The sequence below is a fragment of the Bifidobacteriaceae bacterium genome (assembly GCA_031281585.1).
Lineage (GTDB): Bacteria > Actinomycetota > Actinomycetes > Actinomycetales > WQXJ01 > JAIRTF01.
In genome coordinates this window covers 1-22,372 of record JAITFE010000014.1, presented here as the reverse complement: position 1 = coordinate 22,372, position 22,372 = coordinate 1, and the positions used below count along the sequence as shown (strand labels likewise).

At 70.3% G+C, this 22,372-nt stretch carries 14 protein-coding genes and 1 pseudogene; 12 read left to right on the top strand and 3 right to left on the bottom strand.

What is annotated here, in order from left to right:
- Both LBC97_00955 and LBC97_00950 read right to left on the bottom strand, forming a co-directional pair.
- Positions 1-1,208: 1,4-alpha-glucan branching enzyme (locus LBC97_00955; GenBank protein ID MDR2564628.1), on the bottom strand; the 1,208-nt coding region annotated here is incomplete at its 3' end.
- Between the two features lie 78 nt (positions 1,209-1,286).
- Positions 1,287-3,392, bottom strand: a complete 2,106-nt coding sequence (locus LBC97_00950) for an alpha-1,4-glucan--maltose-1-phosphate maltosyltransferase (GenBank protein ID MDR2564627.1) — start codon at positions 3,390-3,392, stop codon at positions 1,287-1,289.
- A 136-nt stretch (positions 3,393-3,528) separates the two neighbouring features.
- On the opposite strand from LBC97_00950, the gene glgP reads away from it, so the two are divergent.
- Positions 3,529-6,099 carry an alpha-glucan family phosphorylase gene (glgP, locus tag LBC97_00945; protein MDR2564626.1) on the top strand — a complete coding sequence of 857 codons (2,571 nt, stop codon included), beginning with the start codon at positions 3,529-3,531 and terminating at the stop codon, positions 6,097-6,099.
- A 39-nt stretch (positions 6,100-6,138) separates the two neighbouring features.
- Here glgP and glgX read toward each other — a convergent pair whose 3' ends face one another.
- The gene (gene glgX, locus LBC97_00940) at positions 6,139-8,391 is read right to left on the bottom strand and encodes a glycogen debranching protein GlgX (GenBank protein MDR2564625.1); all 2,253 of its coding nucleotides are present in this window, start codon (positions 8,389-8,391) and stop codon (positions 6,139-6,141) included.
- 203 nt (positions 8,392-8,594) lie between these two features.
- Between glgX and LBC97_00935 the strand changes: the two genes are divergently transcribed.
- The 11 genes and pseudogenes from LBC97_00935 to LBC97_00885 all read left to right on the top strand — a co-directional run bounded on the left by LBC97_00935 (position 8,595) and on the right by LBC97_00885 (position 22,252).
- On the top strand, positions 8,595-10,778 hold the full coding sequence (locus tag LBC97_00935; GenBank protein MDR2564624.1) for an FG-GAP-like repeat-containing protein: 2,184 nt from the start codon (positions 8,595-8,597) through the stop codon (positions 10,776-10,778).
- A gap of 69 nt (positions 10,779-10,847) precedes the next feature.
- Complete coding sequence (locus LBC97_00930; GenBank protein MDR2564623.1) at positions 10,848-12,026, top strand: aminotransferase class V-fold PLP-dependent enzyme; 1,179 nt, start codon at positions 10,848-10,850, stop codon at positions 12,024-12,026.
- A complete protein-coding gene (gene mnmA / locus LBC97_00925) occupies positions 12,023-13,240 on the top strand; it encodes a tRNA 2-thiouridine(34) synthase MnmA (protein MDR2564622.1) in 1,218 nt (405 codons plus the stop codon). Before LBC97_00930 ends, mnmA begins: the two co-directional genes overlap by 4 nt.
- 327 nt (positions 13,241-13,567) lie before the next feature.
- Positions 13,568-14,530 (top strand): annotated as a pseudogene (locus tag LBC97_00920) (FTR1 family protein).
- 357 nt (positions 14,531-14,887) lie between these two features.
- On the top strand, positions 14,888-15,526 hold the full coding sequence (locus LBC97_00915) for an iron transporter (GenBank protein ID MDR2564621.1): 639 nt from the start codon (positions 14,888-14,890) through the stop codon (positions 15,524-15,526).
- A gap of 119 nt (positions 15,527-15,645) precedes the next feature.
- Entirely contained in the window at positions 15,646-16,995 is a 1,350-nt protein-coding gene (locus LBC97_00910) for a DUF2318 domain-containing protein (protein MDR2564620.1), read from the top strand.
- A gap of 24 nt (positions 16,996-17,019) precedes the next feature.
- The gene (locus tag LBC97_00905; protein ID MDR2564619.1) at positions 17,020-18,318 is read left to right on the top strand and encodes an ABC transporter permease; all 1,299 of its coding nucleotides are present in this window, start codon (positions 17,020-17,022) and stop codon (positions 18,316-18,318) included.
- Positions 18,319-18,323: 5 nt separating this feature from the next.
- Positions 18,324-19,808: an FtsX-like permease family protein gene (locus tag LBC97_00900; GenBank protein MDR2564618.1), complete on the top strand. Its 1,485-nt coding sequence runs from the start codon at positions 18,324-18,326 to the stop codon at positions 19,806-19,808.
- Between the two features lie 29 nt (positions 19,809-19,837).
- Positions 19,838-20,512 carry an ABC transporter ATP-binding protein gene (locus LBC97_00895; GenBank protein MDR2564617.1) on the top strand — a complete coding sequence of 225 codons (675 nt, stop codon included), beginning with the start codon at positions 19,838-19,840 and terminating at the stop codon, positions 20,510-20,512.
- Positions 20,496-21,176, top strand: coding sequence for an FMN-binding protein (locus LBC97_00890; protein ID MDR2564616.1), 681 nt, complete (start codon positions 20,496-20,498; stop codon positions 21,174-21,176). Before LBC97_00895 ends, LBC97_00890 begins: the two co-directional genes overlap by 17 nt.
- Before the next feature lie 131 nt (positions 21,177-21,307).
- Positions 21,308-22,252, top strand: coding sequence for an FAD:protein FMN transferase (locus LBC97_00885; GenBank protein ID MDR2564615.1), 945 nt, complete (start codon positions 21,308-21,310; stop codon positions 22,250-22,252).
- Positions 22,253-22,372 lie beyond the last annotated feature (120 nt).

Below are 22,372 nucleotides of genomic sequence, written 5' to 3'. Positions count from 1 at the left end.
CGCAGGCCGTCGGCGTGGAACTCCTCCAGCCAGTAGCAGGCGTTCGCCACCAGGAAGTTGCGCACCTCGGTGCGCCCGAAGTTGAACACCAGCGTGCCCCAGTCCGGGTGCTCCCCGCGTTGCGGGTCCGGATATTCGTACAGGGCGGAGCCGTCGAACCGCGCCAGGGCGAACGAGTCCTTCGGGAAGTGGGCCGGCACCCAGTCCAGGATCACGCCGATCCCCGCTTGGTGCAGCTTGTCGACCAGCAGCCGGAAGTCGTCCGGCGAGCCCCACCTGGAAGTCGGCGCGTAGTACCCCGTCACCTGATAGCCCCAAGAAGGCGTGTAGGGGTGCTCCGCCACGGGCATGAACTCGACGTGGGTGAACCCCATTTGCTTGACGTATTCAACCAACTCGTCGGCCAGTTCGCGGTAGCCCAGGCCCTCGTGCCACGAGCCGATGTGGACTTCGTAGACGGACATGGGGCCGTTGTGCGGGTTGGCGTGGGCCCGCCGCTCCATCCAGTCGCCGTCCTGCCACTGGTACGCCGAGTGCTCCACCACGGAGGCGGTGGCCGGCGGCGTTTCCGCCTGGCGGGCCATCGGGTCCGCCTTCTGAATCCAGTTGCCCTCCCGGGTCTGGAGTTCGTACTTGTACTTGGCCCCCGGGGCCACGCCCGGCACGAACACCTCCCACACGCCCGCGTCGCCCAGCGAGCGCATCGCCGTGGCCCCGGACGTCCAGGAGTTGAAGTCGCCGATGACGCGCACCGCCTGGGCGTCCGGCGCCCAGACCGCGAATGACGCGCCGGTGACCTCGCCCATGACTGAGGGATAGACGCGCACCCGTGAGCCGAGCGCCCGCCAGAGCTCCTCGTGGCGGCCCTCCCGGATCAATTGCAGGTCGAGTTCCCCCAGGGTCGGCATGAACCGGTACGGGTCGTCGTTCAGCGTGGTCAGGTCGCCATAGGTGACCTGGACCCGGTAGTCCGGGACGGCTTCGCCCTCCAAGACCGCGACCCAGATGCCGTCCTGTTCGTGGCTGGCCTCGATCTTGGCATCCGGCGTCACGAACACGACGGCATCGGCCAGCGGCCGAAGCGTGCGGAGCGTCACCCCGCCGTCGTAGAGGTGCGGCCCCAAGACCGAATGGGGGTCGTAGTACATCCCGTGGGCGACGGCCCAGAGCACTGACGAATCGACTGGCAGAGGCGTTGGGCTACTCATGGGTTAACTCTTGCACGAATCGGGAACGGGCGGGCGGGCCGACCGGTTCTGGTACCGCTTCGGAAACGGGGACGGCGCTCATTTCACCGGCGAACTAGACGCCGTCGCCTTCTCCACGTGGATCACGTGGCCGGGGAGCGCATGGGGGTTGAGCCGCACGAACGGACGGGCACCCCATTCGAAGACTTGACCCGACAACAGGTCGTGGGCCCGCGCGACCGGACCGACCGGATCAGCTTCCCCCTCCCCGAAACCCAGCGCCGCCAAGTCCAACTGGATGAACGACTCGCGGACGTTGAACGGGTCCAAGCTGAGCACCACCAAGATCGTGTCCCCGCGCCCGTCGGGGGAGTGCTCCGGGGCGACGCGGCGGGAGTAGGCGACCACCGAGTCGTCGGAAGTGGGGTGGATGGTGACGTTGCGGAGGCGCCGCAACGCGGGATGGGCGGCGCGGATGGCGTTCAACTGCCCCAGCAGGCCGGACATGAAGACGGCGCGGGAAGAGGAGTAGTCCCGGACCTTGTATTCGTACTTCTCGTTGTCGAGTTGCTCCTCGCTGCCGGGCCGGGCGACGTGTTCGGCCAGCTCGTAGCCCGAATAGATGCCCCAGGTGGGCGCGTAGGTGGCGGCGAGGATCGCCCTGATCTTGAAGGCGTTGAGGCCGCCGCGCTGCATGTACGGCGTCAAGATGTCGTGGGTGGTCGGCCAGACGGCCGGCCGCATGAAGGAGCCCTCCGGGCCGGACAGCTCCGCCAGGTAGTCAGTCACCTCCTCCTTGGTGTTGCGCCAGGCGAAGTAGGTGTAGGACTGGTGGAAGCCGACCAGCGCCAGTGCGCGCATCACGGGCGGCCGGGTGAACGCCTCCGCCAGGAAGACCACATCCGGCGCCTCGCGCCCTATCTGCGCGATCAGCCGCTCCCAGAACGGCAGCGGCTTGGTGTGGGGGTTGTCGACCCGGAAGATGGTCACGCCGTGCTCTGTCCAGAGGCGCACAATCCGGAGGATCTCCTGGTAGATGCCCTCCGGGTCGTGGTCAAAGTTCAGCGGGTAGATGTCTTGGTACTTCTTGGGCGGATTCTCCGCGTAGGCGATGGAGCCGTCCGGGCGGTGGCTGAACCATTCGGGGTGCTGTTTGACCCACGGGTGGTCCGGCGAGCACTGTAGGGCCAGGTCCATGGCGACCTCCATGCCCAGGGAGCGGGCTTTTCCGACCAGATAGTCGAAGTCGTCGAAGTCCCCCAGGTCGGGGTGGATCGCGTCGTGGCCGCCCGCCTCGGAGCCGATCGCGTACGGCGAGCCCGGGTCGCCCGGCAACGCCTTCAGCGCGTTGTTGCGGCCCTTCCTGAAGGTGTGGCCAATGGGGTGGACCGGCGTCAGGTAGAGCACGTCGAAGCCCATCGCCGCGATGCGCCCGATGCCGTCCGCGCAGGTTCGCAGAGTCCCCGAGACCCAGCCCTCGTCGGGGGAGAAAAACGCCCCGATCGAACGCGGGAAGATTTCATACCAGTTGCCGACCAGCGCCCGTTCGCGCTGGACCCTCAGTCCGTAGGCCGCGGACTTGGTCACCTGTTCCCGGAGCGGTTCGGCGCCGAGCAGGCCGGGGACGGCGCCCTCGGTGGCCGCCGCCAGCCGTTCGGCGGGGCTCAGAGCCTGGTCGCGAAGGCGGGCGGCGGCGGACTGGAAGACCGCCTGGTGGGCCGGGTTGATCTCGCGTCGCCGCGCGGCCCGCTCCAACACGAGCGCGCCCTCCTCAAGGACCGTTTCCACGTCTTGCCCGGCCGGGATCTTGATCTGGGCGTCGTGGCGCCAACTGCCGTACGGGTCGGACCAGGCCTCGACCCTGAAGGACCAGTCGCCCACCTTGTCCGGCGCTAGGTGGCCTTCAAAGCGCGCCAGGCCGTGGTTGGTCTGGCGCATCTGGGCGCTTGAATGGTCCGTCCCGTCCGGGGCGACCAGCACGGCGGTGGCCCCGACCGCGCCGTGCCCCTCTTTGAAAACGGTGGCTGTGATGGGGACGGCCTCGCCGGGGACGGCGCGGGCCGGCCAGCGTCCGCCCTCCGCGACGGGACCCACGTCCAGGACCGCGACGCGGCCAATCCCGGCGAAGGCGGTGGCGCGGGGGCGCTTGGCGAGGGAGGGGACCGGGGCGGCGGACTGGGATGGCTTGGTCTTGCTCGGGCTCACGCCATCTACCGTAAGGCAGAATCGCGGCTCCGGGCGCCGCCCGGGCGCGCGGACGGGAGGGTAGCGGGAGTTTGGGGTGGGCTCGCGGGAAGTGCGACCTACGTCCCTTGCGCAAATCAAGGGTAGGCTCACGCGGGTGAGAGTGATACGCAGATTCACGGTCCGGACCGTTTTGCCCGAATCGATTGCCGCCCTGGACGGCCTGGCCAACAACTTGCGTTGGTCCTGGCACGCGCCGACCCGCGACCTTTTTGAGTCAATCGCGCCGGAGGTCTGGCGCGCCGTCCACGGCGACCCGGTGCAGTTGCTGGGCGCGCTTGAGCCCGACCGGCTGGCCGAGCTGGCGGGCGAGGCCTCCTTCGTGGACCAAGTCGGGGCCGCCGCCGCAGACTTGGCTCGTTACATGGAGGAGCCGCGCTGGTACCAGGGGCTGGGCGGCGAGGCGCCGCGCTCGATCGCGTACTTCTCGCCCGAATTCGGGATCACCGCGGTGCTGCCGCAGTACTCCGGCGGCCTGGGTATCCTGGCGGGCGACCACCTGAAGTCCGCCTCCGACTTGGGCGTGCCCATTGTCGGGGTGGGCCTGTTCTACCAATCCGGCTACTTCAAGCAGTCGCTCACCCGCGACGGCTGGCAGTCTGAGACCTACCCGGTGTGCGACCCGGACGGGCTGCCGCTCTCGCTGCTGCGCGAGGCGGACGGGAAACCGGTGGTCATCTCGCTGCCGCTGCCGGGGGGCACCTCGCTGAGCGCGCATGTGCTCCAGGCCCAGGTCGGCCGGGTGCCGCTGCTGCTGCTGGACTCCAACATCCCCGCCAACGACGTGACGGTCCGCACGGTGACCGACCGCCTGTACGGCGGCACGGGCGAGCACCGGCTGCTGCAGGAGTTGTTGCTGGGCATGGGCGGCGTCAAAGCGTTGCGGGCCTACGCGCGTTTGACGGGCGCGCCCGCGCCCGAGGTTTTCCACACCAACGAGGGCCACGCCGGCTTCCTCGGCATTGAGCGCATCAAGGAGTACGTCGCGGACGGCCTGACCTTCGACGAGGGTCTGGAGGCCGCCCGCGGATCGACGGTCTTCACGACCCACACCCCGGTGCCGGCGGGGATCGACCGCTTCGACGCGGGGCTGGTCGCCAAGTACTTCTCCGGCGACCTGGCCGTGCCGGGCGTCGACGTGGACAAGATCCTCGCCCTGGGACGGGAGGACTACGAGGGCGGCGACCCGGCGGTCTTCAACATGGCCGTGATGGGCCTGCGCCTGGGCGGGCGCGCCAACGGCGTGTCCGTGCTGCACGGCAAGGTCTCCCGCGCCATGTTCGCCGGTCTTTGGCCGGGGTTCGACCATGACGAGGTGCCCATCACGTCCGTCACCAACGGCGTCCATTCGCCCACCTGGCTGGACCGCATCTACGGCGAATTGGAGACGCTCCGGATTGGCGAAGGGCCGGACGCGCAGGGCTCCGAGGGCTGGGAGGACTCGGAACTGGTCTCCGACCAGGCGCTGTGGGATCTCAGGCGGGCCTCGCGGGCGCGGCTGGTGGACGAGGCCCGGCGGCGCCTGCGCGCCTCGTACCTCAAGCGGGGCGCCTCGCCAGCCGAACTGGGCTGGATCGACTCGGCCCTGTCCGCCGACGTGCTGACCATTGGCTTCGCGCGCCGGGTGCCAACCTACAAGCGCCTGACGCTAATGCTGCGGGACCCGGAGCGGCTCAAAGCCCTGCTGACCGACAAAGACCGCCCGGTCCAGTTGGTGATAGCAGGCAAGTCGCACCCGGCCGACGAGCAGGGCAAGTCGCTCATCCAGGAACTGGTCCGCTTCACGGACGACCCGGACGTGCGCGGCCGGATCGTGTTCCTGCCGAACTACGACATGGACATGGCGCAGTTCCTTTTCCCCGGTTGCGACGTTTGGCTGAACAACCCGCTGCGGCCGCTGGAGGCGTGCGGCACCTCCGGCATGAAGGCGGCCATCAACGGAGCTTTGAACTTGTCGATCATGGACGGCTGGTGGGACGAATGGTTCGACGGCCAGAACGGCTGGGCCATCCCGACCGCCGACGGCGTGGACGACCCGTCGCGCCGCGACGACTTGGAGGCCGCGGCCCTCTACGACCTCATCGAGTTGCAAGTGGCGCCGCGCTTCTACGCCAAGGACTCCCGCGGGCTGCCGGTCACATGGCTGGAGATGGTGCGCCACACCCTGGCCACTCTGGGGCCCAAAGTGCAGGCCACGCGCATGGTCGCGGAGTACGTGGAGCGCCTGTACGCGCCCGCGGCGTCCTTCGGCCGCCAGTTGACCGCCGATTCGGCGGCCCGGGCCAAGGCCCTCGCGGCCTGGAAGGCCAAGGTGCGGGCCGCCTGGCCGTCGGTGCGGGTGGACCACGTCGAGTCCGGCGGTGTGGCGGATGTCGCCCATGTCGGGGACGTCATAACCATCACGGCGCGCGTCTCATTGGCCACGCTGACCGCCGCCGATGTCGACGTCCAAGTGGTGTACGGCCACGCCACCGAGGGGGACGCCCTGAAGAGCGGCTACAGGATCGACTCGTTGCGCCAACTTGAGATCGACGGCCGCGGCCGGGCCGTCTTCAGCGGGAGCCTTTCGCTGGGGCGGTCGGGGCCGTTCGGCTACACGGTCCGGGTTGTGCCGAAGCATCCGCTGCTGGTCACGTGCGCCGATCTGGGCCTGATCGCCTCTGCCTGATCGCCTCTGCCTGATCGCGCCTGGCCGGCGCGGCGGGGGTCAGACCGGCCGGGACAGGTAAAGGCGGGTCGACAACAGGTGGATGGGCACGGCCGCGCCGCCGTCGGCCTCGAGCGGGCCCTCCAAGCCGTCGGACAAAGCCCTGTCGTCCGGCACGTCCCAGACGGAGTCCCAGACCAACTCCCAGACGGCGCCCGGCTTGGCGGGCGCGAGGACGCAGTCACGCCCGTCCAGGTCGCCGTTGATCGCCAGCAGGATGTCGCGGGCGGCGGCCGAGGGGTTGTGGCGCAGCATTTGGACCTGGCGGAACGACGAGTCGTGCCACTGGCCCACCGCCACCTGGGAACCGTCGAAGGAGTACCAGCCCAGGTCCGGCAGGCCGTCGGAGGTGATCTCGCCGGTCAGGTAGGTCGATGGGCGCAGCGCCATGTGGGTTCGCCGCAATGCGAACAGGAAACGCACGGTGTCCAGGAGGTCGCGTTGCCAGGACACCAGCTCCCAGTCCAGCCAGGAGATCGGGCCATCCTGGCAGTAGGCGTTGTTGTTGCCCCATTGGGTGCGCCCGAACTCGTCGCCGGCGCAGTACATGGGCACGCCGGAGGAGAAGGCTAGGGTGGCGAAGAGGTTGCGGATCGAGCGCCGCCGCAGCGAGGCGATGGCGTCCAAGCCCAGTTCGGAGCCGGCCACGCCGCTTGACCCCGAATCCATGATCAGCCCCTCGGTGCCGTGGTTCCAGGAGCGGTTGTCGTCCGTGCCGTCGCGGTTGTTCTCGCCGTTGGCCTGGTTGTGCTTGTAGTCGAAGCAGACCAAGTCCCGCATGGTGAAACCGTCGTGGGCGGTGACGAAGTTGACCGATCCCACCGGGCCGTGGTTGCCCATCGGGTCGGACCGGGAGAACAGGTCGGCGCTGCCGGACAGGCGGGTGACCAGGTCGCGGGCGGACGGCGGGACGCGCCCGGCCGACATCTCCTTGGGGCCGGACAGCCAGAACGAGCGCACGTCGCCCCGATAGGAGTCGTTCCAGGCGGCGATCGGCACCGGGAAGGAGCCGGTCTGCCATCCCCCCGGGCCCAGGTCCCACGGCTCGGCGATGTGTTTGACTCCCCGCAGGACCGGGTCGGTGGCCAGCGCCACCAGGAACGGATGGTCGGAGTCGAACCCGGAGTAGCCCCGCGCCAACGTCACGGCCAGGTCGTAGCGGAACCCGTCCACCTGGTATTCGTGTGCCCAGTGCCGCAGCGAGTCCAGGGCCATGCCGACGGTGTTGGTCCGGCGGAAGTCCAACGTGTTGCCGGTGCCGGTCACGTCCGCGTACCGCGCCGGCACCGACCCGTCGTGGAGGTACCAGGCCAGGTTGTCCAGGCCGCGCCAGCAGACCGTGGGGCCGCCCATGCCGACCTCGCAGGTGTGGTTGTAGACCACGTCGAGGATGACTTCGATCCCGGCCTGGTGCAGCAGCGAGACCATGCCCTTCAACTCGCGGCTGACCGCCTGAGGCCCCTCGCGCCGCGCCGCGGCCGTCGCGTAGGCCGGATTGGGGGAGAAGAACGACAAGGTCGAATAACCCCAGTAGTTCGTCAGGCCCTGCTCGGCCAGGTGCGGCTCGGTCATGCACGCGTGGATCGGCAACAGTTCGACGGCCGTGACGCCCAGGGATTTGAGATGCTGCACGGAGACGGGGTGGGCCAGCCCGGCGTAGGTGCCGCGCAGGTCTGGCGGGATCTCCTCGCGCAGCATGGTCATGCCCCGCACATGGCCCTCCATGATGAGGGTCTGCTCCCACGGCGTGTTGGGCCGTCCCACGCCGCCCCAGTCGAACGCCTCGTCGGTCACAACCGAGTAGGCCATGTAAGGCGCCGAGTCGCGTTCGTCCGGTTCCCAGGGGGTCACCGCCGGGCCCAGATTCAAATCGGTCCGATGAGCGTGCAGCGCGGGGGCCAGCACCGGTTCCCCGTCAATGCCCCGGCCGTACGGGTCCAGCAGCAGTTTGTTTGGATTGTAAAGGTGCCCGGCGGAGGGGTCCCACGGCCCGTCCGCCCTAAACCCATAGCGCTGGCCGGGCCCCACCCCGGGCACATGGCCGTGGAAGAGGCCGTTTGTCGGCCCCGCCAGTGCGAACCGCCGCTCGGTTTGGGCCAGGCTGTGCGGAGCGTCGATCAGGCACAGCTCCACCTTGGTCGCATGGGCCGCGAAAACGGCCACGTCCACCCCGTCTCCGACGAGCCGGACGCCCGGCATTTGATTGGCGGGGAAGCGTAGCGGCTCAGCCCTCGCGGCGCTGGCAAAAGTCACAAAGACAAGCTTGCCTCAGGGAGGCATGCCAGGCCAACCCTCAATGCCTGCAGGCCGCTCGCCACTCCATGGCGGTCGGGCTGCGCCGCCGGACCCAAATCTGCCACGCCGGGCGCGCAGCCTTGGTGCTGAGCACGGCTCGTGGTGTAATAGGACGAGTTGCGCACACGCTTCTTCCCTGCAGCTGAAGGATTTGATGTTCTATGAACAGTTCTGCCAACGCCCGGCAACGTCATTGGGCGGGTGCCGTGTCCGCCCTCGCAATCGGTTTGGTGGCCGTCGGCCCGGCCTTGCCCGCCGATGCCGTGCCCACTGGTCCGCCAGTCTTCGTCGCCTTGAGCGCGTCCGGGGTGGGCGCCGTGGACCCGGCGGCGGTGGCTGACGCCGTCAGCCAGGCCTTGGACGCCGCGCCGGGCGACCCGATCACGGTCAAGCCGTCCGAGTCCGCCGCGCCGGCTGGCGAGGCGGCGGTCGAAGCCGAGGCGGGCGGGGTGGCCACGTTGGACGCCGCCCCCGTGGGTTCGGCCGAGGTGAGCTTGGACCAACCCGGCGGCGAAGTGGAGGTGCTGGTCACCGACGCGTTGGCGACCGCCGAGTTCTCCGTGGCCGGCGTCACCTGGGAGGGCGACGTCGAGCCGGGCCGGGTGCTGGCCAGGGCCTATCAGGACGATGAGTGGACCGAGTGGTTCGACTTGGAGGCGGCGGACGGCCCCGATCCGACCAGCGCCGAAGGGCGCCGGGCCAAGCCCGGCAGCGGCCCGCTGGTGGTGGCCGGTTCGACCGCCATCCAAATCCAGGTGCTGTCCGAACCGGGAGGGGAACTGCCGGACGGCGTGGCGCCCGCGGTGGTGCCGCTGAACGCCGAAGAGCAGGATCCCGACCCGTCCGCCGCCGGGGTGTCAGACGCCGTGTCGGCGCTCGGGTCGCCGGGCGCCTCCAAGCCGGGCAGAGCTCAAGCGGTCGAAAGCGTGACGGGGACGGTGCTGGGGGCGGCGCCCACGGCATCGCCGGCCAAACCGACTATCAACGAGCGTTCCCTGTGGAACGCGGCCCCGGCGGACTACTCCGGCAACACCCCGAAGGGCCAGCCGGAAGTCGCGTCGCGCCTGGTCGGAGCGATAATCCACCACCAGGAGGGGAACAACAACTACACGCAGGCCCAGGTGCCGGGCATCATCCGGTCCATCCAAACCTGGCACATGGGCAACAACGGCTGGGACGACATCGGCTACAACTTCCTGATCGACAAGTTCGGCGGCATCTGGGAAGGGCGCCAAGGCGGGGTTGACAAGAACGTCGTGGGCGCCCACGCCTTCGAATTCAACACCGGGTCGACGGGCGTGTGCTTCCTGGGGTCAATGGAGACCGCCGAGCCGACCGCCGTGGCGTTGGACGCGGCGGGGCGGCTGGTGACCTGGCGGCTGAGTCTGGCCGGAATCACCACGCTGACCGGCAACACGGTCTACCCGGCGGACTCGCGGCATCAGTCCAAGCCGATCGTGGCCGGGCACCGCGACGTCAACGCGACCACCTGCCCAGGCCGCTACCTGTACGCCAAGCTGGACTTCATCCGAACCTACACGGCCGCCAACCCCGACCCTGAACCTAAACCTGAGCCTGAGCCCGAACCGCAACCGTTCGGCGATTTCAAACAAGTCGTCGCCAGCCCGGACATGGACAAGGACGGCCGGGGCGAAATCCTGGCGGTGGACGGGGTCGGCCGACTGTTCATGTTCCCAATGGTCTCCGCGACGGCCCTGGGCGCGCCGCGCCAGATTGGCAGCGGCTGGACCGGCTTCACGCTGCTGGCGCCCGGCGACTGGGACGGCAACGGGTATGCGGACCTGATGTCGATCAACTCGCGGGGACTGCTGATCTTCTACCCGAATGACGGCCACCTGCTGTTCACCTCGCGTGTGATCGGTTCGGGCTGGACGGGTTACGTCGCGCAGCCTTCGGCCGACCTGGACGGGGACGGCAAGCGCGATTTGCTGGCGGTTGAGCCGGGCGGGGCGCGCATGTTCCTGTACCGAAGCAACGGTCGAGGCGACTTCCTGCCGGGCCGGACGCAGGTCGGATCGGGCTGGGCGCGCTGGACGCTACGCGCGGCGGGGGACCTGAACAGAGACGGGATCGGGGACATCTTGGGCGTCAGCCCGACCGGCTACCTGTATTACTACCCAGGAGTGCGCGGGGGCGGCTTCGGCGCCTCGAAGTGCGTGGGCAACGGGTGGACTCCCTGGCTGCTGTTGGGCGGCGGCGACCTGACGGGCGACGGCGCGGCCGACATCGCGGGGCTGCACCTGGACCTGCGGGTGGTGAACCTCTATCCGGGGCTTGGCACCGGCTGGTTCGGGGGCGCGCTGCGAATAGCGTCCGGCTGGTAGCTGTCGGCTGGCAGCCTCTCGGCCGGTGGCGACCGGGCCGGGACCGGTCGCGTGGCATGATGGCTGGCGGTGAAACCCGACGTCTACCTTGACCACGCGGCTGGCGCGCCCTTGCGCCCGGCGGCCATGGCGGCTTACCTCGAAGCCGCCGTGCCGGGCAACCCGCACGCGCTGCACCGGTCGGCCCGGCGGGCGCGGCAGGTCCTGGACGAGGCCCGCGAGGCGGTCGCGCGGGAGTTGGGCGCCCAGTCGGCCGAGGTGGTGTTCACCTCCGGCGGGACGGAGGCGGACGCGCTGGCGGTGCGGGGAGTCTTCGCCGCGCGGCAAGAGCCGTCTAGCCGGCCGTATCTATTAGTGGGCGCGACAGAGCATCACGCCGTGTTGGAAAACGCGCGGCTGGCGGGCCCCGCCCAGGTCCTGGCCATACCGGTCGGCCCGGACGGACGGGCGGATGTGGATTTCGTGGCGTCCCATTTGCGGCGGCTGGGCGGCCAGACGGCGCTGATCTCGCTGATGGCGGCCAACAATGAGACCGGGGTGGTCCAACCGGTGGCGGAGGTGGCCGAATTGGCGGCCGCCCATGGCGTGCCGGTCCACTCCGACTGGGTCCAGGCGGCAGGCAAGGCGCGGCTCGACTTCGGCGCGTCCGGCCTGGCCGCCGCCAGCGTCTCGGCGCACAAGCTGGGCGGCCCCGTGGGGGTCGGAGCGCTGTTGGCGGGCCGGCGCACGCCCATCCGGGCGCTGATCGGCGGCGGGGGCCAAGAGCGGGGCGTTCGGTCCGGGACCGTTGACGCGCGCGGCGCCGCCGGGTTCGCGGCGGCACTGGCGGAGGCCAACCTTGAGGACCCGGACGCTCTGGAGGCAATGCTGGCCCCTTTGGACGCGTTCGCGGAGTCCCATCCGGCGCTCACGGCCCTGACCCCGGCCGCCGGCCATTTGCCGGGGCTGCGCAACTTCACGGTGGCGGGCGCGCGCGGCGAGGCGCTGGTCTATCTGCTTGACCAGGCTGGACTGGCGTGCTCAACGGGGTCGGCGTGCACCGCCGGGGTGGCGCAGCCGTCGCATGTGCTGTTGGCCATGGGCCTTGGGGAGGCCGCGGCGCGGTCGGCGTTGCGCGTGTCCCTGGGCCACACTTCCCGCCCCGGCGACGTTTCCGCGCTGGTGGACGCTCTGCCTGAGGCGATCGCGAGGGCGCAGGCGGCCGCCCGTGTGCGGCCCGGCGCTCAGGCCGAGGCGGCTCCGGCGTGAGGGTGCTCGCCGCCCTGTCCGGAGGCGTTGACAGCGCCGTGGCCGCCGCGCGGGCGGCCGAAGCGGGCCACCAGGTCACCGCTGTCCACATGGCCCTGATGCGCAACCCCGCGCAGACCCGCTTGGGGGGGCGCGGCTGCTGCTCGATCGAAGACGCCTCAGACGCCCGCCGTTCCGCCGCGAAACTGGGGCTGGACTTTTACGTGTGGGACCTGTCGGAAGAGTTCGAGGACCTGGTGGTGCGGGATTTCCTGGACACGTACGCCGCCGGCCGAACCCCCAACCCGTGCGTGCGCTGCAACCAGTTCATCAAGTTCCAGGTGCTGGCGGAGCGGGCGTTGGCCCTGGGCTTCGAGGCCGTGGTGACCGGCCACTACGCCCGGGTCGAACCGATCGGCTGCGGCGTGGCGCTGAGGCGGGCGGTCGACCGGGCGAAGGACCAGTCCTACGTGCTGGCGGTGGCCGGTCCGGAGGCGCTCAGGCGGTGCGTATTCCCGCTTGGGGAGGTGGCCTCAAAAGCAGAGGTCAGAGCGGAGGCCGCCCGGCGGGGGCTGCCCGTTTCCGCGAAGCCGGACTCCTACGACATCTGCTTTGTGGCGGACGGCGACACCATGGGCTACCTGCGCGCCCGCCTGGGGGAACGGCCCGGTCCGGTCCTGGACCAGTCCGGCGCACAGGTCGGGACGCATTCCGGAGCCTTCGGGTTCACCATTGGCCAGCGCCGGGGGCTGCGTTTGGGACGGCCGGCCCCCGATGGCCGCCCCCGCTACGTGACCGCGATCGACACGGCCGCCGGCGTGGTCCGGGTGGGCCCGGCCGAGGCGCTGACGGTGGAGCGCTTCCGGGTCGGTTCGCCCGTTTGGCTTGATCCGGACGCGGAGCGGTTGGCCGCGCGCGGCGAGCTGTCCTGCGACGTGCAAGTTCGCGCGCACGGCCGGCCGGTGGGGGCGACAGTCGGCCCGGCGGCCGATGCCGTGCCCCGCCTCCCCGACCCCGGCCCGCCCGTCGCTGCGGCGGGCTCGGGAGGCGGCTTTGGCGCCGTGGGCGCCAGCCCCGACTCTGCCCCCGTGGTTGGCCTGGATGCAAGCCTGGATGTCAGCGAGAGAGCCGGCCTGGATGTCAGCCTGCGCGAGCCGCTGCGCGGGCTGGCCGCGGGCCAATCCGCGGTCTTCTACGACGGCGACCGCGTGCTGGCCCACGCCCTGATCGCCTGACCGGCGCCGGGGTGGCGTGGCCCGACCGCATCCAAGCGGGGATTGGGCGGCTTCGGCGCGATTCGGCGCCTGGGCGGCAGGCGGGCAAAAGATAACAAAAGTATTGCGATTTTCCGGCGAAACGCCGAATTTGATTGAAGCCCCGCATTCCTTAGGTTAGGCTTACCTTCGCCTGACCGCAGGTCGGGTTCTCCCCAATCAACCCAGGAGGCGCGAGTGGCCCGGAAACTGTGGCTGGCCGTCATAGGCGGCCTGATCTGCCTGTTGGGGATCGGCTCGCCCGCCCATGCGGCGAAGGGCGACAGCTGGACGGACATCGCCGAGCAGATGAATGTCATCCTGGAGGACGCTTGGACGCTTTACCAGGACGGGGACCTGGACGCCGCCTACGCCAAAGTGGACGAGGCCTACTACGGCCACTATGAGACCGACGGTTTCGAAAAGATCGTCATGAGTTTTGTGTCCGGCCAGGCCGCGACCGACGCCGAATACGAATTCGGGCTGATCAAGAAGGCGATCAAAGCCGGCGGCCCGGACGGGGACGTGCGGAGCCACATCGACGCCCTCAAGGGAATGCTGATCGAACAAGCGGCGGCCCTGGACGGCACCGGCGGCGGTCAGGACGGCGGGGAAGCCAAAGGCACCAGCGCCTGGGTCCTGCTGTTCCAGTCCTTCATCATCATCCTGAGGGAGGGCTTCGAGGCCATCCTGGTCCTGGGCGCGATCATCGCCTACCTGGTCAAGTCCGGCAACCGCGACAAGCTCGGCACGGTCTACATTGGCGCGGGAGTGGCCGTGGTCGCCTCCGGCCTGCTGGCCGTCGCCATCAATGGGCTCGAGGTCCTCTCCGGCGCCAACCAGGAGCTGACGGAAGGCGTGACGGCCCTGTTGGCGGTCGCGATGCTCGTGTGGGTCTCCAACTGGGTCTTGTCGAAGTCCGAGTCCTCCGCCTGGTCCAGCTACATCAAAGAGAAGATGGACTCCTCGCTGGGCCGCGGCTCGGTGTTCTCGTTGGCGTTCGTGGCGTTCCTGGCGGTCTTCCGCGAGGGCGCGGAGATCATCTTGATGTTCCAGCCGCTGGCCAACCAGGCGGGCGACCAGGCGAGCATGATCTGGTACGGCCTGGCGATTGGCCTGGTGGTGCTTGTCGGCGTCTACCTGGCGATCCGCTACCTGTCGATCAAGCTGCCCCTGCGGCCGTTCTTCCTGGCCACCTCCGGCCTGTTGGCCCTGCTGGCCTTGAGCTTCGCGGGCGCCGGGGTCAAAGAGCTCCAGGAGGCGGGCGCCGCCAACATCACCCCGCTGAGCAGCGTCCCCACCGTTGACATCCTGGGCGTGTACCCCTCCGTTGAGCCGCTGGCCGCCCAGGCGTTCGTGCTGGTGGTGATGGTGGCGCTGGGCGTGTTCGCGGTCCGGCGGGCGCGCCGCGCGGCGGCCCGGGCCGGCGAGGCGGCGGCGCCAGCGGAGGTGGACAAGGCTCCCAAAGCCGACGATGCCGACCGGCCGGGTCGAGCGCAAACTGGCGCCACGGCATCGGCGGAGGAACCGGCAGACGGAACCCCGGACTTGGCGGGCGAACCCGCCTTGGCAGCAGTCAAATCAACTGGAAAAGCAACCGACTAACGAAATCAAATGGAGAGCAAACTGATGAAAAGCCGAACCGCCGCCGTCCTGGGCGGCCTTAGTCTAATTGCCGTTTTGGGTCTGAGCGCCTGCGGAACAGACGACAAGAAGGACGAGGAGACGGGCACGCCGTCCTCGCCGGCCGCCAACACCGAGACGGACAAGGCAGCCCCGGCGCCCGGCGACGAGGGCGCCAGCGGGTTCGTGGAGGAGCCGATCGGGGACCCGCAGTCCCTGCCGCCGCTGGAGGTCTCGGGCGTGTACTTCCAGCCGGTGGACATGGAGCCGGTGGGCATGGGCCTGGCGGCCGCCGAATCGGACTTCCACATCGAGGCGGACATCTCCGCCGGGGCCAACGACTTGGGCTACGGCGTGGGCGATTTCGTGCCGAACCTGACCGTCGAGTACTCGATCGTGGCGGAAGACGGCACGGTCAAGTCGGAGGGCACGTTCATGCAGATGAACGCCTCGGACGGGCCGCACTACGGCGCCAATGTGGCGCTGAAGGAGGCGGGCACCTACAAAGTCACCTTCACCATCCACTCTCCGGAGGAAAACGGCCACCTGCTGCACGTCGACAAGGAGACGGGCGTGACGGGCCGCTTCTGGACCGAGCCGATCGTGGCTCAATGGGATTGGGACTACGTGCCGCGGGAATGGTGACTGTTAGGTTGCCCTAAACTGTGGGCCGGGGCTGGTGGGGCCCCGGCCCCAATTTGTCTGGCTGGCGCGGTTGGCGCCGGGCCGGGCGGAGTCGTTGGACAAGGAGCTGCGCGAACCGAATGCTTGGGCAAGTTGTCGCCGTGACCGGGGGACTGGCGCCGGCCATATTGCTGATCGCGGTGATCGCTGTGGGCGGTCGCTGCCTGGGGCTGGGCCGAAAGGCGTGGCGCCTGGTCGCGGGCGGCGTGGCGGCGGGCACGGCGGGCGGTGCGGCCTTGGCGGTAATCCGCGAGGTCACGGGCATGGCCGGGCGGGAAGTGATCTCGATCGCGACCCTGAGCCTGCTCCTTGCCGCCATGGCGGCCTTGGCCGTTGCGAGCTGGCTGCCCCGCCGCCGGGCGCCGCGAGAGCGAGCGGACGGGCCGTCTGGCGAGGGGCGCGCGCCACAAGGCGCGAACGCGACCCCGACCCCGTTGGCGCCCGACTTGGGCGGGGCCTGGACGGATTGGGTCGCCTGGGCCTGGGCCGGCGCGGCCGGCGCCGTGGCCGCGCTGACGCTGTTCCGGGCCGTCCCGCCGGTGTTGTTGCAGTGGTCGAGTTTCGTGGTGCCGGGCACCTCCGCCGCCTCCACGGATTCGCTGATGCGGATACTCGGGTTCGTGCTGGGCGCCACCCTGGCCGTCTTGGTCGGGGTGTTCGTGGCGCGGGCGAGCGACGGGGTGTCGCGGGCTGTTGGGCGTGTGGGGCTGACGGCTGCGGTCGCCGTGGGCGGGGCGGGGAACCTGATCGGCCTGATGCAACTGCTGGTCGCCCGGCGCTGGATTGAGCTCCCCCGGCCGGTCTTCAAAGCCTTGTCCTGGGGGATCAACCACGGCTCGGTCATCCTGGCCGGCCTGGCGGTCGCGGCTCTGATACCGCCCCTGGCGATGCTGCGGGCCAACCGCCGCCCGCCCACCGGCGGCCCGAACCCGGCCGTGGACCGGCTCGCCAAAGCCCGCGCCCGGCGCCGCATCCATTACGGCCTGGCCAGCGCGGCCAGCTACCTGGCCATCGGCTGGGTGGTGACCTTCGGGGTGGCGATCGACCAGCGCGAGCCGCAACTCTCGCCGCCGGAGCAGTTCGACGTGGCGGGCGCGCTCGCCGTCATCGACTTGGACGCCATTGACGACGGCCACCTGCACCGGTTCGCATACACCACGTCCACAGGCGTCGAGGTCCGCTTCATCGTGGTCAAGAAGAACGGGGTCGCCTACGGCGTTGGCCTGGACGCCTGCGAGGTCTGCGGGCCCACCGGCTACTACGAGAAGGACGGCAAGATCATCTGCCGCCTGTGCGACGTGATCATGAACATCGCGACAATCGGCTTCAAGGGCGGCTGCAATCCCATCCCGCTGGACTACGAGTTGGACGGCGGCCAGTTGACGGTCGCGCTGGCGGATCTCGAAGCCGCCGCGGACGTGTTCGCGTAGGGGCGGGGCCAAGTGTTCTGGCGGATGGTGCGCGGAGCGTTGACGCGCGACCGCTCCAAGCGGGTGATGATCGCTGCGACCACGGCCCTGGGCGCCTCGGTCGCCACGGCCATGCTGGGCGTCATGTTCGACGTGGGCGACAAGGTCAACCAGGAGCTCAAGACCTACGGCGCGAACATCACGGTGCAGGCCAAGGGCGCCGCCGTCCTCGACGAGCTTTACCAGGTGGAGGGCGCCCCCGCCGCACGGGCCGCGCTGAATGAGGCCGACCTGCCCAAAATCAAGACCATCTTCTGGGCGTTCAACATCCTCGACTTCGCCCCGTTCCTATCCACCTCCGCCGGTTTGGCCTTGGGCGGCGCGCCCGATGCCGCCGGGTCGCCCGCCGGGGACCCCGTCACGGTTGTGGGAACCTGGTTCGCCCGCCCGCTCGATCTGCCCACCGGCGAACACGCCGTGGCGGGGATCTTGAACCTGCGGTCCTGGTGGGACGTGGAGGGCGGCTGGATCGCGGACGGCGACGAGGACTTGGCGCTGGTGGGCGCCGGCCTGGCGGAGGCGCGCGGCCTGGCGTTGGCCGACACGTTGACCTTGTCCGGCCCGGAGGGGACGGCGACGGTCAAAGTGGCCGGGATTGTGAACACGTCCGGCGACGAGTCGTCCCAGGTGATCGTTCCGCTGGCGACCGCGCAGCGCCTGGCCGGGCGCGCGGGCGAGGTCGACTCGGTCGAGGTCAGCGCCCTGACCACGCCGGACAACGACCTGGCGCGCAAGGCCGCCCGCAACCCCCAGTCGCTGACCATCTCCGAATGGGAAACCTGGTACTGCACGGCCTACGCGTCCTCGATCGCCTATCAAATCGAGGAGGTCATCCCGGAGGCGGTCGCCAAGCCGGTCCGCCAGGTGACCGAGTCCTCCGGGTCCATCCTGGCCAAGACCCGGCTGCTGATGCTCCTGGTCACGGCGCTGTCTTTGATCGCCTCCGCGTTGGCGATAGCCAACCTGGTGACGGCCAACGTGATCGAGCGGGCCCCGCAGATCGGGTTGCTGAAGGCCGTGGGGGCGGCTGACGGGTCGGTGGTCCGGCTGATTCTGGCGGAGATGGCCTTGGTGGGGTTGGCCGGCGGCCTGGTGGGCTACGCCGCCGGGCTCGGCTTCGCGCAGCTCATTGGGCACGCCGTCTTCGGCTCCGCCATAGCCGCCCGGCCGGTCGTGGCCCTGCTGGTCGCGGGCCTGGTGTTCCTTGTGGTACTGGGCGGGTCGCTGCCGTCGATCCGCTTCCTGTTGCGCTTGCGCCCGGCGGACGTGTTGCACGGGCGGTGACGGGCATGGCGCGGAAGAGGGCGGGCGCGGCGGTGCGCGGCGAGGACCGGGCGGGCGAGAGCCGCCTGGCGGCGAAGAGCGGCGACGCGACAGCGGGCGCGCGAGGCGACAGCGCGGCGGCTCGGGGGCACAGCGCGCCGGTGCCTCGGGACCAGGCGCGCGCCCGCCGGGCCATGTTCTGGCGGATGGTCCTGCGGTCGGTCACGCGCCGGCGCTCCCGGGTGCTGATCGCGGTGCTGGCGGTCGGGATCGGCGCGACCACGCTGTTCGCGCTCGCGTCCATCGCCACGGACATCCCGCGCCAAATGACCCGCGAGATGCGGGCGTATGGGGCGAACTTGCTGGTCATGCCGGAGGACGGCGCCGGGAAGGTCCCGGCTGCGGCCCTGGAGCCCATCGCCGGCGTGCTCGAGTCGGCGGAGGTGATCGGGTCCGCGCCGTACCGCTATGAGACGCTGCGGTTGAACGAGCAGCCCTACCTGACCGCGGGCACCGACCTGGAGGCGGTCCGCCAGGTCAGCCCGTACTGGTACGTCGAGGGCGACTGGCCCGCCGGGCCGGGCGAGGTGCTGATCGGGCAGGACATCGCCGAGTGGATCGGGCTGGCGGCGGGCGACCAGGTCGAGTTGGTGGCGGCGGTCGAGGCGACCCCGGGCGACAATGCCGGCGCGGGAGCGGAAGACGGGGCTGGGAACGGCGGCACGGCATCGGGCGGCGGGGACGGACCCGGCGCGGCGGGCGGGCCGGACGGCGACGGCGCGGGAGCGGAAGACGGGGCTGGGAGCAGGGGCACGGCATCGGGCACCGGGGAGGACCCGGACGGGGAAGCCGAGGCTGTGCTGGAGGAGGAGGCCGTGGCGACGTTCACGGTGGCGGGGGTGCTGTCGACGGGCGGCTCGGAGGACGAGTTGATCCTGATGGGGTTGCGGGACCTGGAGGAGTTCACGGGGGTGGGGGGCCAGTACGACGTGGTGGAGTACTCGGTCGCGGCGGACGCCGGGCGGATCGAGACGCTGGCGAAGGCGATCGGCGCGGAAGTGGCGGGCGTGGCGGCGGCGCCGGTGAAGCGGCTGACGGAATCGGACACGTATGTGCTGTCCATGCTGCGGTCGCTGCTGGCGTTGATAACGGTGATCGTGCTGGCGCTGACCATGATCGGGGTGTCCACCACCATGATGGCGGTGGTGGCTGAACGCCAGGGCGAAATCGCGCTGCGCAAGGCGCTGGGCGCGTCCAACCGCGAGGTGGAGCGGGAGTTCTTGAGCGAGGGGCTGGCGCTGGGCGCGGTCGGAGGCCTTGTCGGAACGGGGCTGGGATACCTGTTGGCGCAGGTCATCAGCCTGAACGTGTTCCACCGGGGGGTGGCCATGACGTGGTGGCTGGCGTTGGCGGCGGTGGGCTTGTCCACATTGGTCGCCTGGGCGGCCGCGCTGGTGCCGGTGCGCCGCGCGGCCGAGGTCGACCCGGCCATAGTGCTGCGAGGAGAATGACCGCATATGGAAGAGGACGCGGAGAACTGATGAACGAGCTGTTGGAACTGGAATCGGTGTCCAAGGTCTACGGGGAACTGCGGGCGCTGGACGAGGTCTCGCTGACCGTGCCGAAAGGCCAGTGGCTGTCGATCGTGGGACCGTCCGGGTCGGGGAAGACCACCCTGATGAACATTGTGGGCGCGATGGACCGGGCGAGCACCGGGTCGGTGGCGTTGGACGGGGTGCAATTGAGCGGGCTGGGCGCGCGGGAACTGGCCCAGATCAGGCGCAACACCGTGGGGCTGATCTTCCAGAAATTCCATCTGATTGGGCATTTGACCGCGGTGGAGAACGTGATGGTGGCGCAATACTACCATTCCATGCCGGACGAGGCGGAGGCGCTGGCGGCCCTCGAGCGCGTCGGGTTGAGGGAGCGGGCCTCGCACCTGCCGTCGCAGTTGTCCGGCGGCGAACAGCAACGGGTCTGCATTGCCCGCGCCCTCATCAACTACCCGGCGTTGATCCTGGCGGACGAGCCGACCGGCAACCTGGACGCCGCCAACGAGGCGACGGTGCTGGACATCTTCCGTTCGCTGCACGCCGAAGGCGCCACCCTGGTGGTGGTGACGCACGACCCGTTCGTGGCGGCCGAGGGCCAACGCGAGATCGCCCTCGACCACGGCCGGGTGGTCCGGGAGGTGTTCCATGACCACGGCAAATGAGGGCCGGCACCGCGCGGACGCTGGCGGGCTTGACGCGATGCGGGCGGGCGCTGTGGGCCTGACCCCGCAGGCGCATGCGACCTGTTCGGCTGCGGCGGCGGGTGATGCTGGCTGGGCGGCGTGCCCGGACGCGACCTCTTCGGCCGCGTGGGCGGGCCCCGCAGGCTCGGGCGCAGCGGGCTTGCCCGCCCGGGCCAGGCCTAGCGGGTTGGTCGGGTTGGCTGGCCTGGTCGGGCTGGCCGCCTCGGCGGCCGGTGGCCTGGCCGGCTGCGGGCCGTCCGCCCCGCCGTTCGACCCGTCCCTGCCGCTGGCGGACGGCGTCTGGGTGGGGGAGAGCGAACCGGACGAGGAGGGCGCCTACGGGCGCTCGACGGTGACGGTCGCGGACGGCAAGATCGTGGCCAGCGAGTACGTCACCGTCCAGGCCAACGGTTCGGTCAAGGCGGAGGATTACGGGAAGGACTCGTCGGGCCAGATCGCGAACCGGTCCGCGTACCGCGCGGCCCAGAAGGCGGTCGCGGCCTTCGACGTCTACGCCCGCGAGCTAATCGAGGTCGGCGAACCGGCGGAGGTCGACGCGGTCTCCGGCGCCACGATCGCCTACGGCCAATTCTTGGAGGCGTCCACCAACGCCCTTATCCAAGCCCAGGAGGCGGCCCCCTAAATGGGCGCGGCGCCCAACGCCGGCATCCCCAGAAACGGGGACGGTACCCATTTTCAGCGGGCAACGGCCTGGTCAGGCGAGATGGGACGCGGGACGCAAAACGGTACCGTCCCCGTTGTCGGGGGCGCGGTGTGACGGCCGCTGGAGTTCGCCCCGCGTGGGGGCTGGCCGAGTTCCCCGCCATGGGCACGCTGGTCACCCTCAAGTTCGGTGGCGCGGCCGCAGACTCGTTGGCGGGGGAGGCGCGGACGTTGATTGAGGAGATCGAGGCGCAGTTGTCGCGGTTCCGGCCGGACTCCGACGTGTCGCGGCTGAGCCGCCGGCCCGGCGAATGGCTCGCCGTCGGGGCGCACACGGCGTTGGTTCTGGCGGAGGCGGCGCGTCTCCGCGAGGCCACCGAGGGCCTGTTCGACCCGGCTCTGCCGGGCCGCGGCCTGGAGGTCAGACACGCGGGAGGCGAGAACGGCCAGGCGCGGGCGGGCCATGTTCCCGGGCAAGCCGCGGAGGCGCGCCTGGCTGTCGAGGTGCTGAACCGGGGTCGGGAGGGTCGGGCCGGAAAGGGACGGGACGGCATCGTCGGCGTGGGAGGCGTTACGGGGATCGACTTAGGCGGGATCGGCAAGGGCTACGCGGCGGAAGCCTGCCTGGCATTGTGCCGCCGCCGCGGGGCGGATTCGGCGCTGGTCGGCGTTGGCGTGTCCTCCTTCGCGGCGATGGGCGAGCGGGCGGGCGGGGGGCCGTGGCGGATCGGGCTGCGCTCGCCGGGCGGGGGCCCGAACGACGCTCTGGGCGTGTTGGAGTTGGCGGGCGGTGCTTTGGCGACATCGGGCGTGGACGAGCAGGCGGGGCACATCCTCGACCCGACAACGGGGCGCTCTGCCGACTCGGGGATCCTGCAGGCGACGGTGTTGGCGGCCACAGGCATGGAGGCGGAGGCGTACTCGACGGCGCTGATGGTGGGCGGGGTCGCGGCCGCCGCCCGCTGGCCGGTCGCCTCAGTCACCGTCACGGCCGATGCCGTCCTGGCCAGCCCCAGCGCCCGCTTCTCTCCCAGCCTTGCGGGCGGGGACGCCTGAATTGCGGCTCCAGTGCTCGACGGGTGGGTGCCCTTGGCGCTGCCGGGCGCCGCGACCAGCCCCTAACCCGCCGCGGGGCGTGAGCCCCGGCACATAATCCGCCAGTGGAAGAGCTGGCGG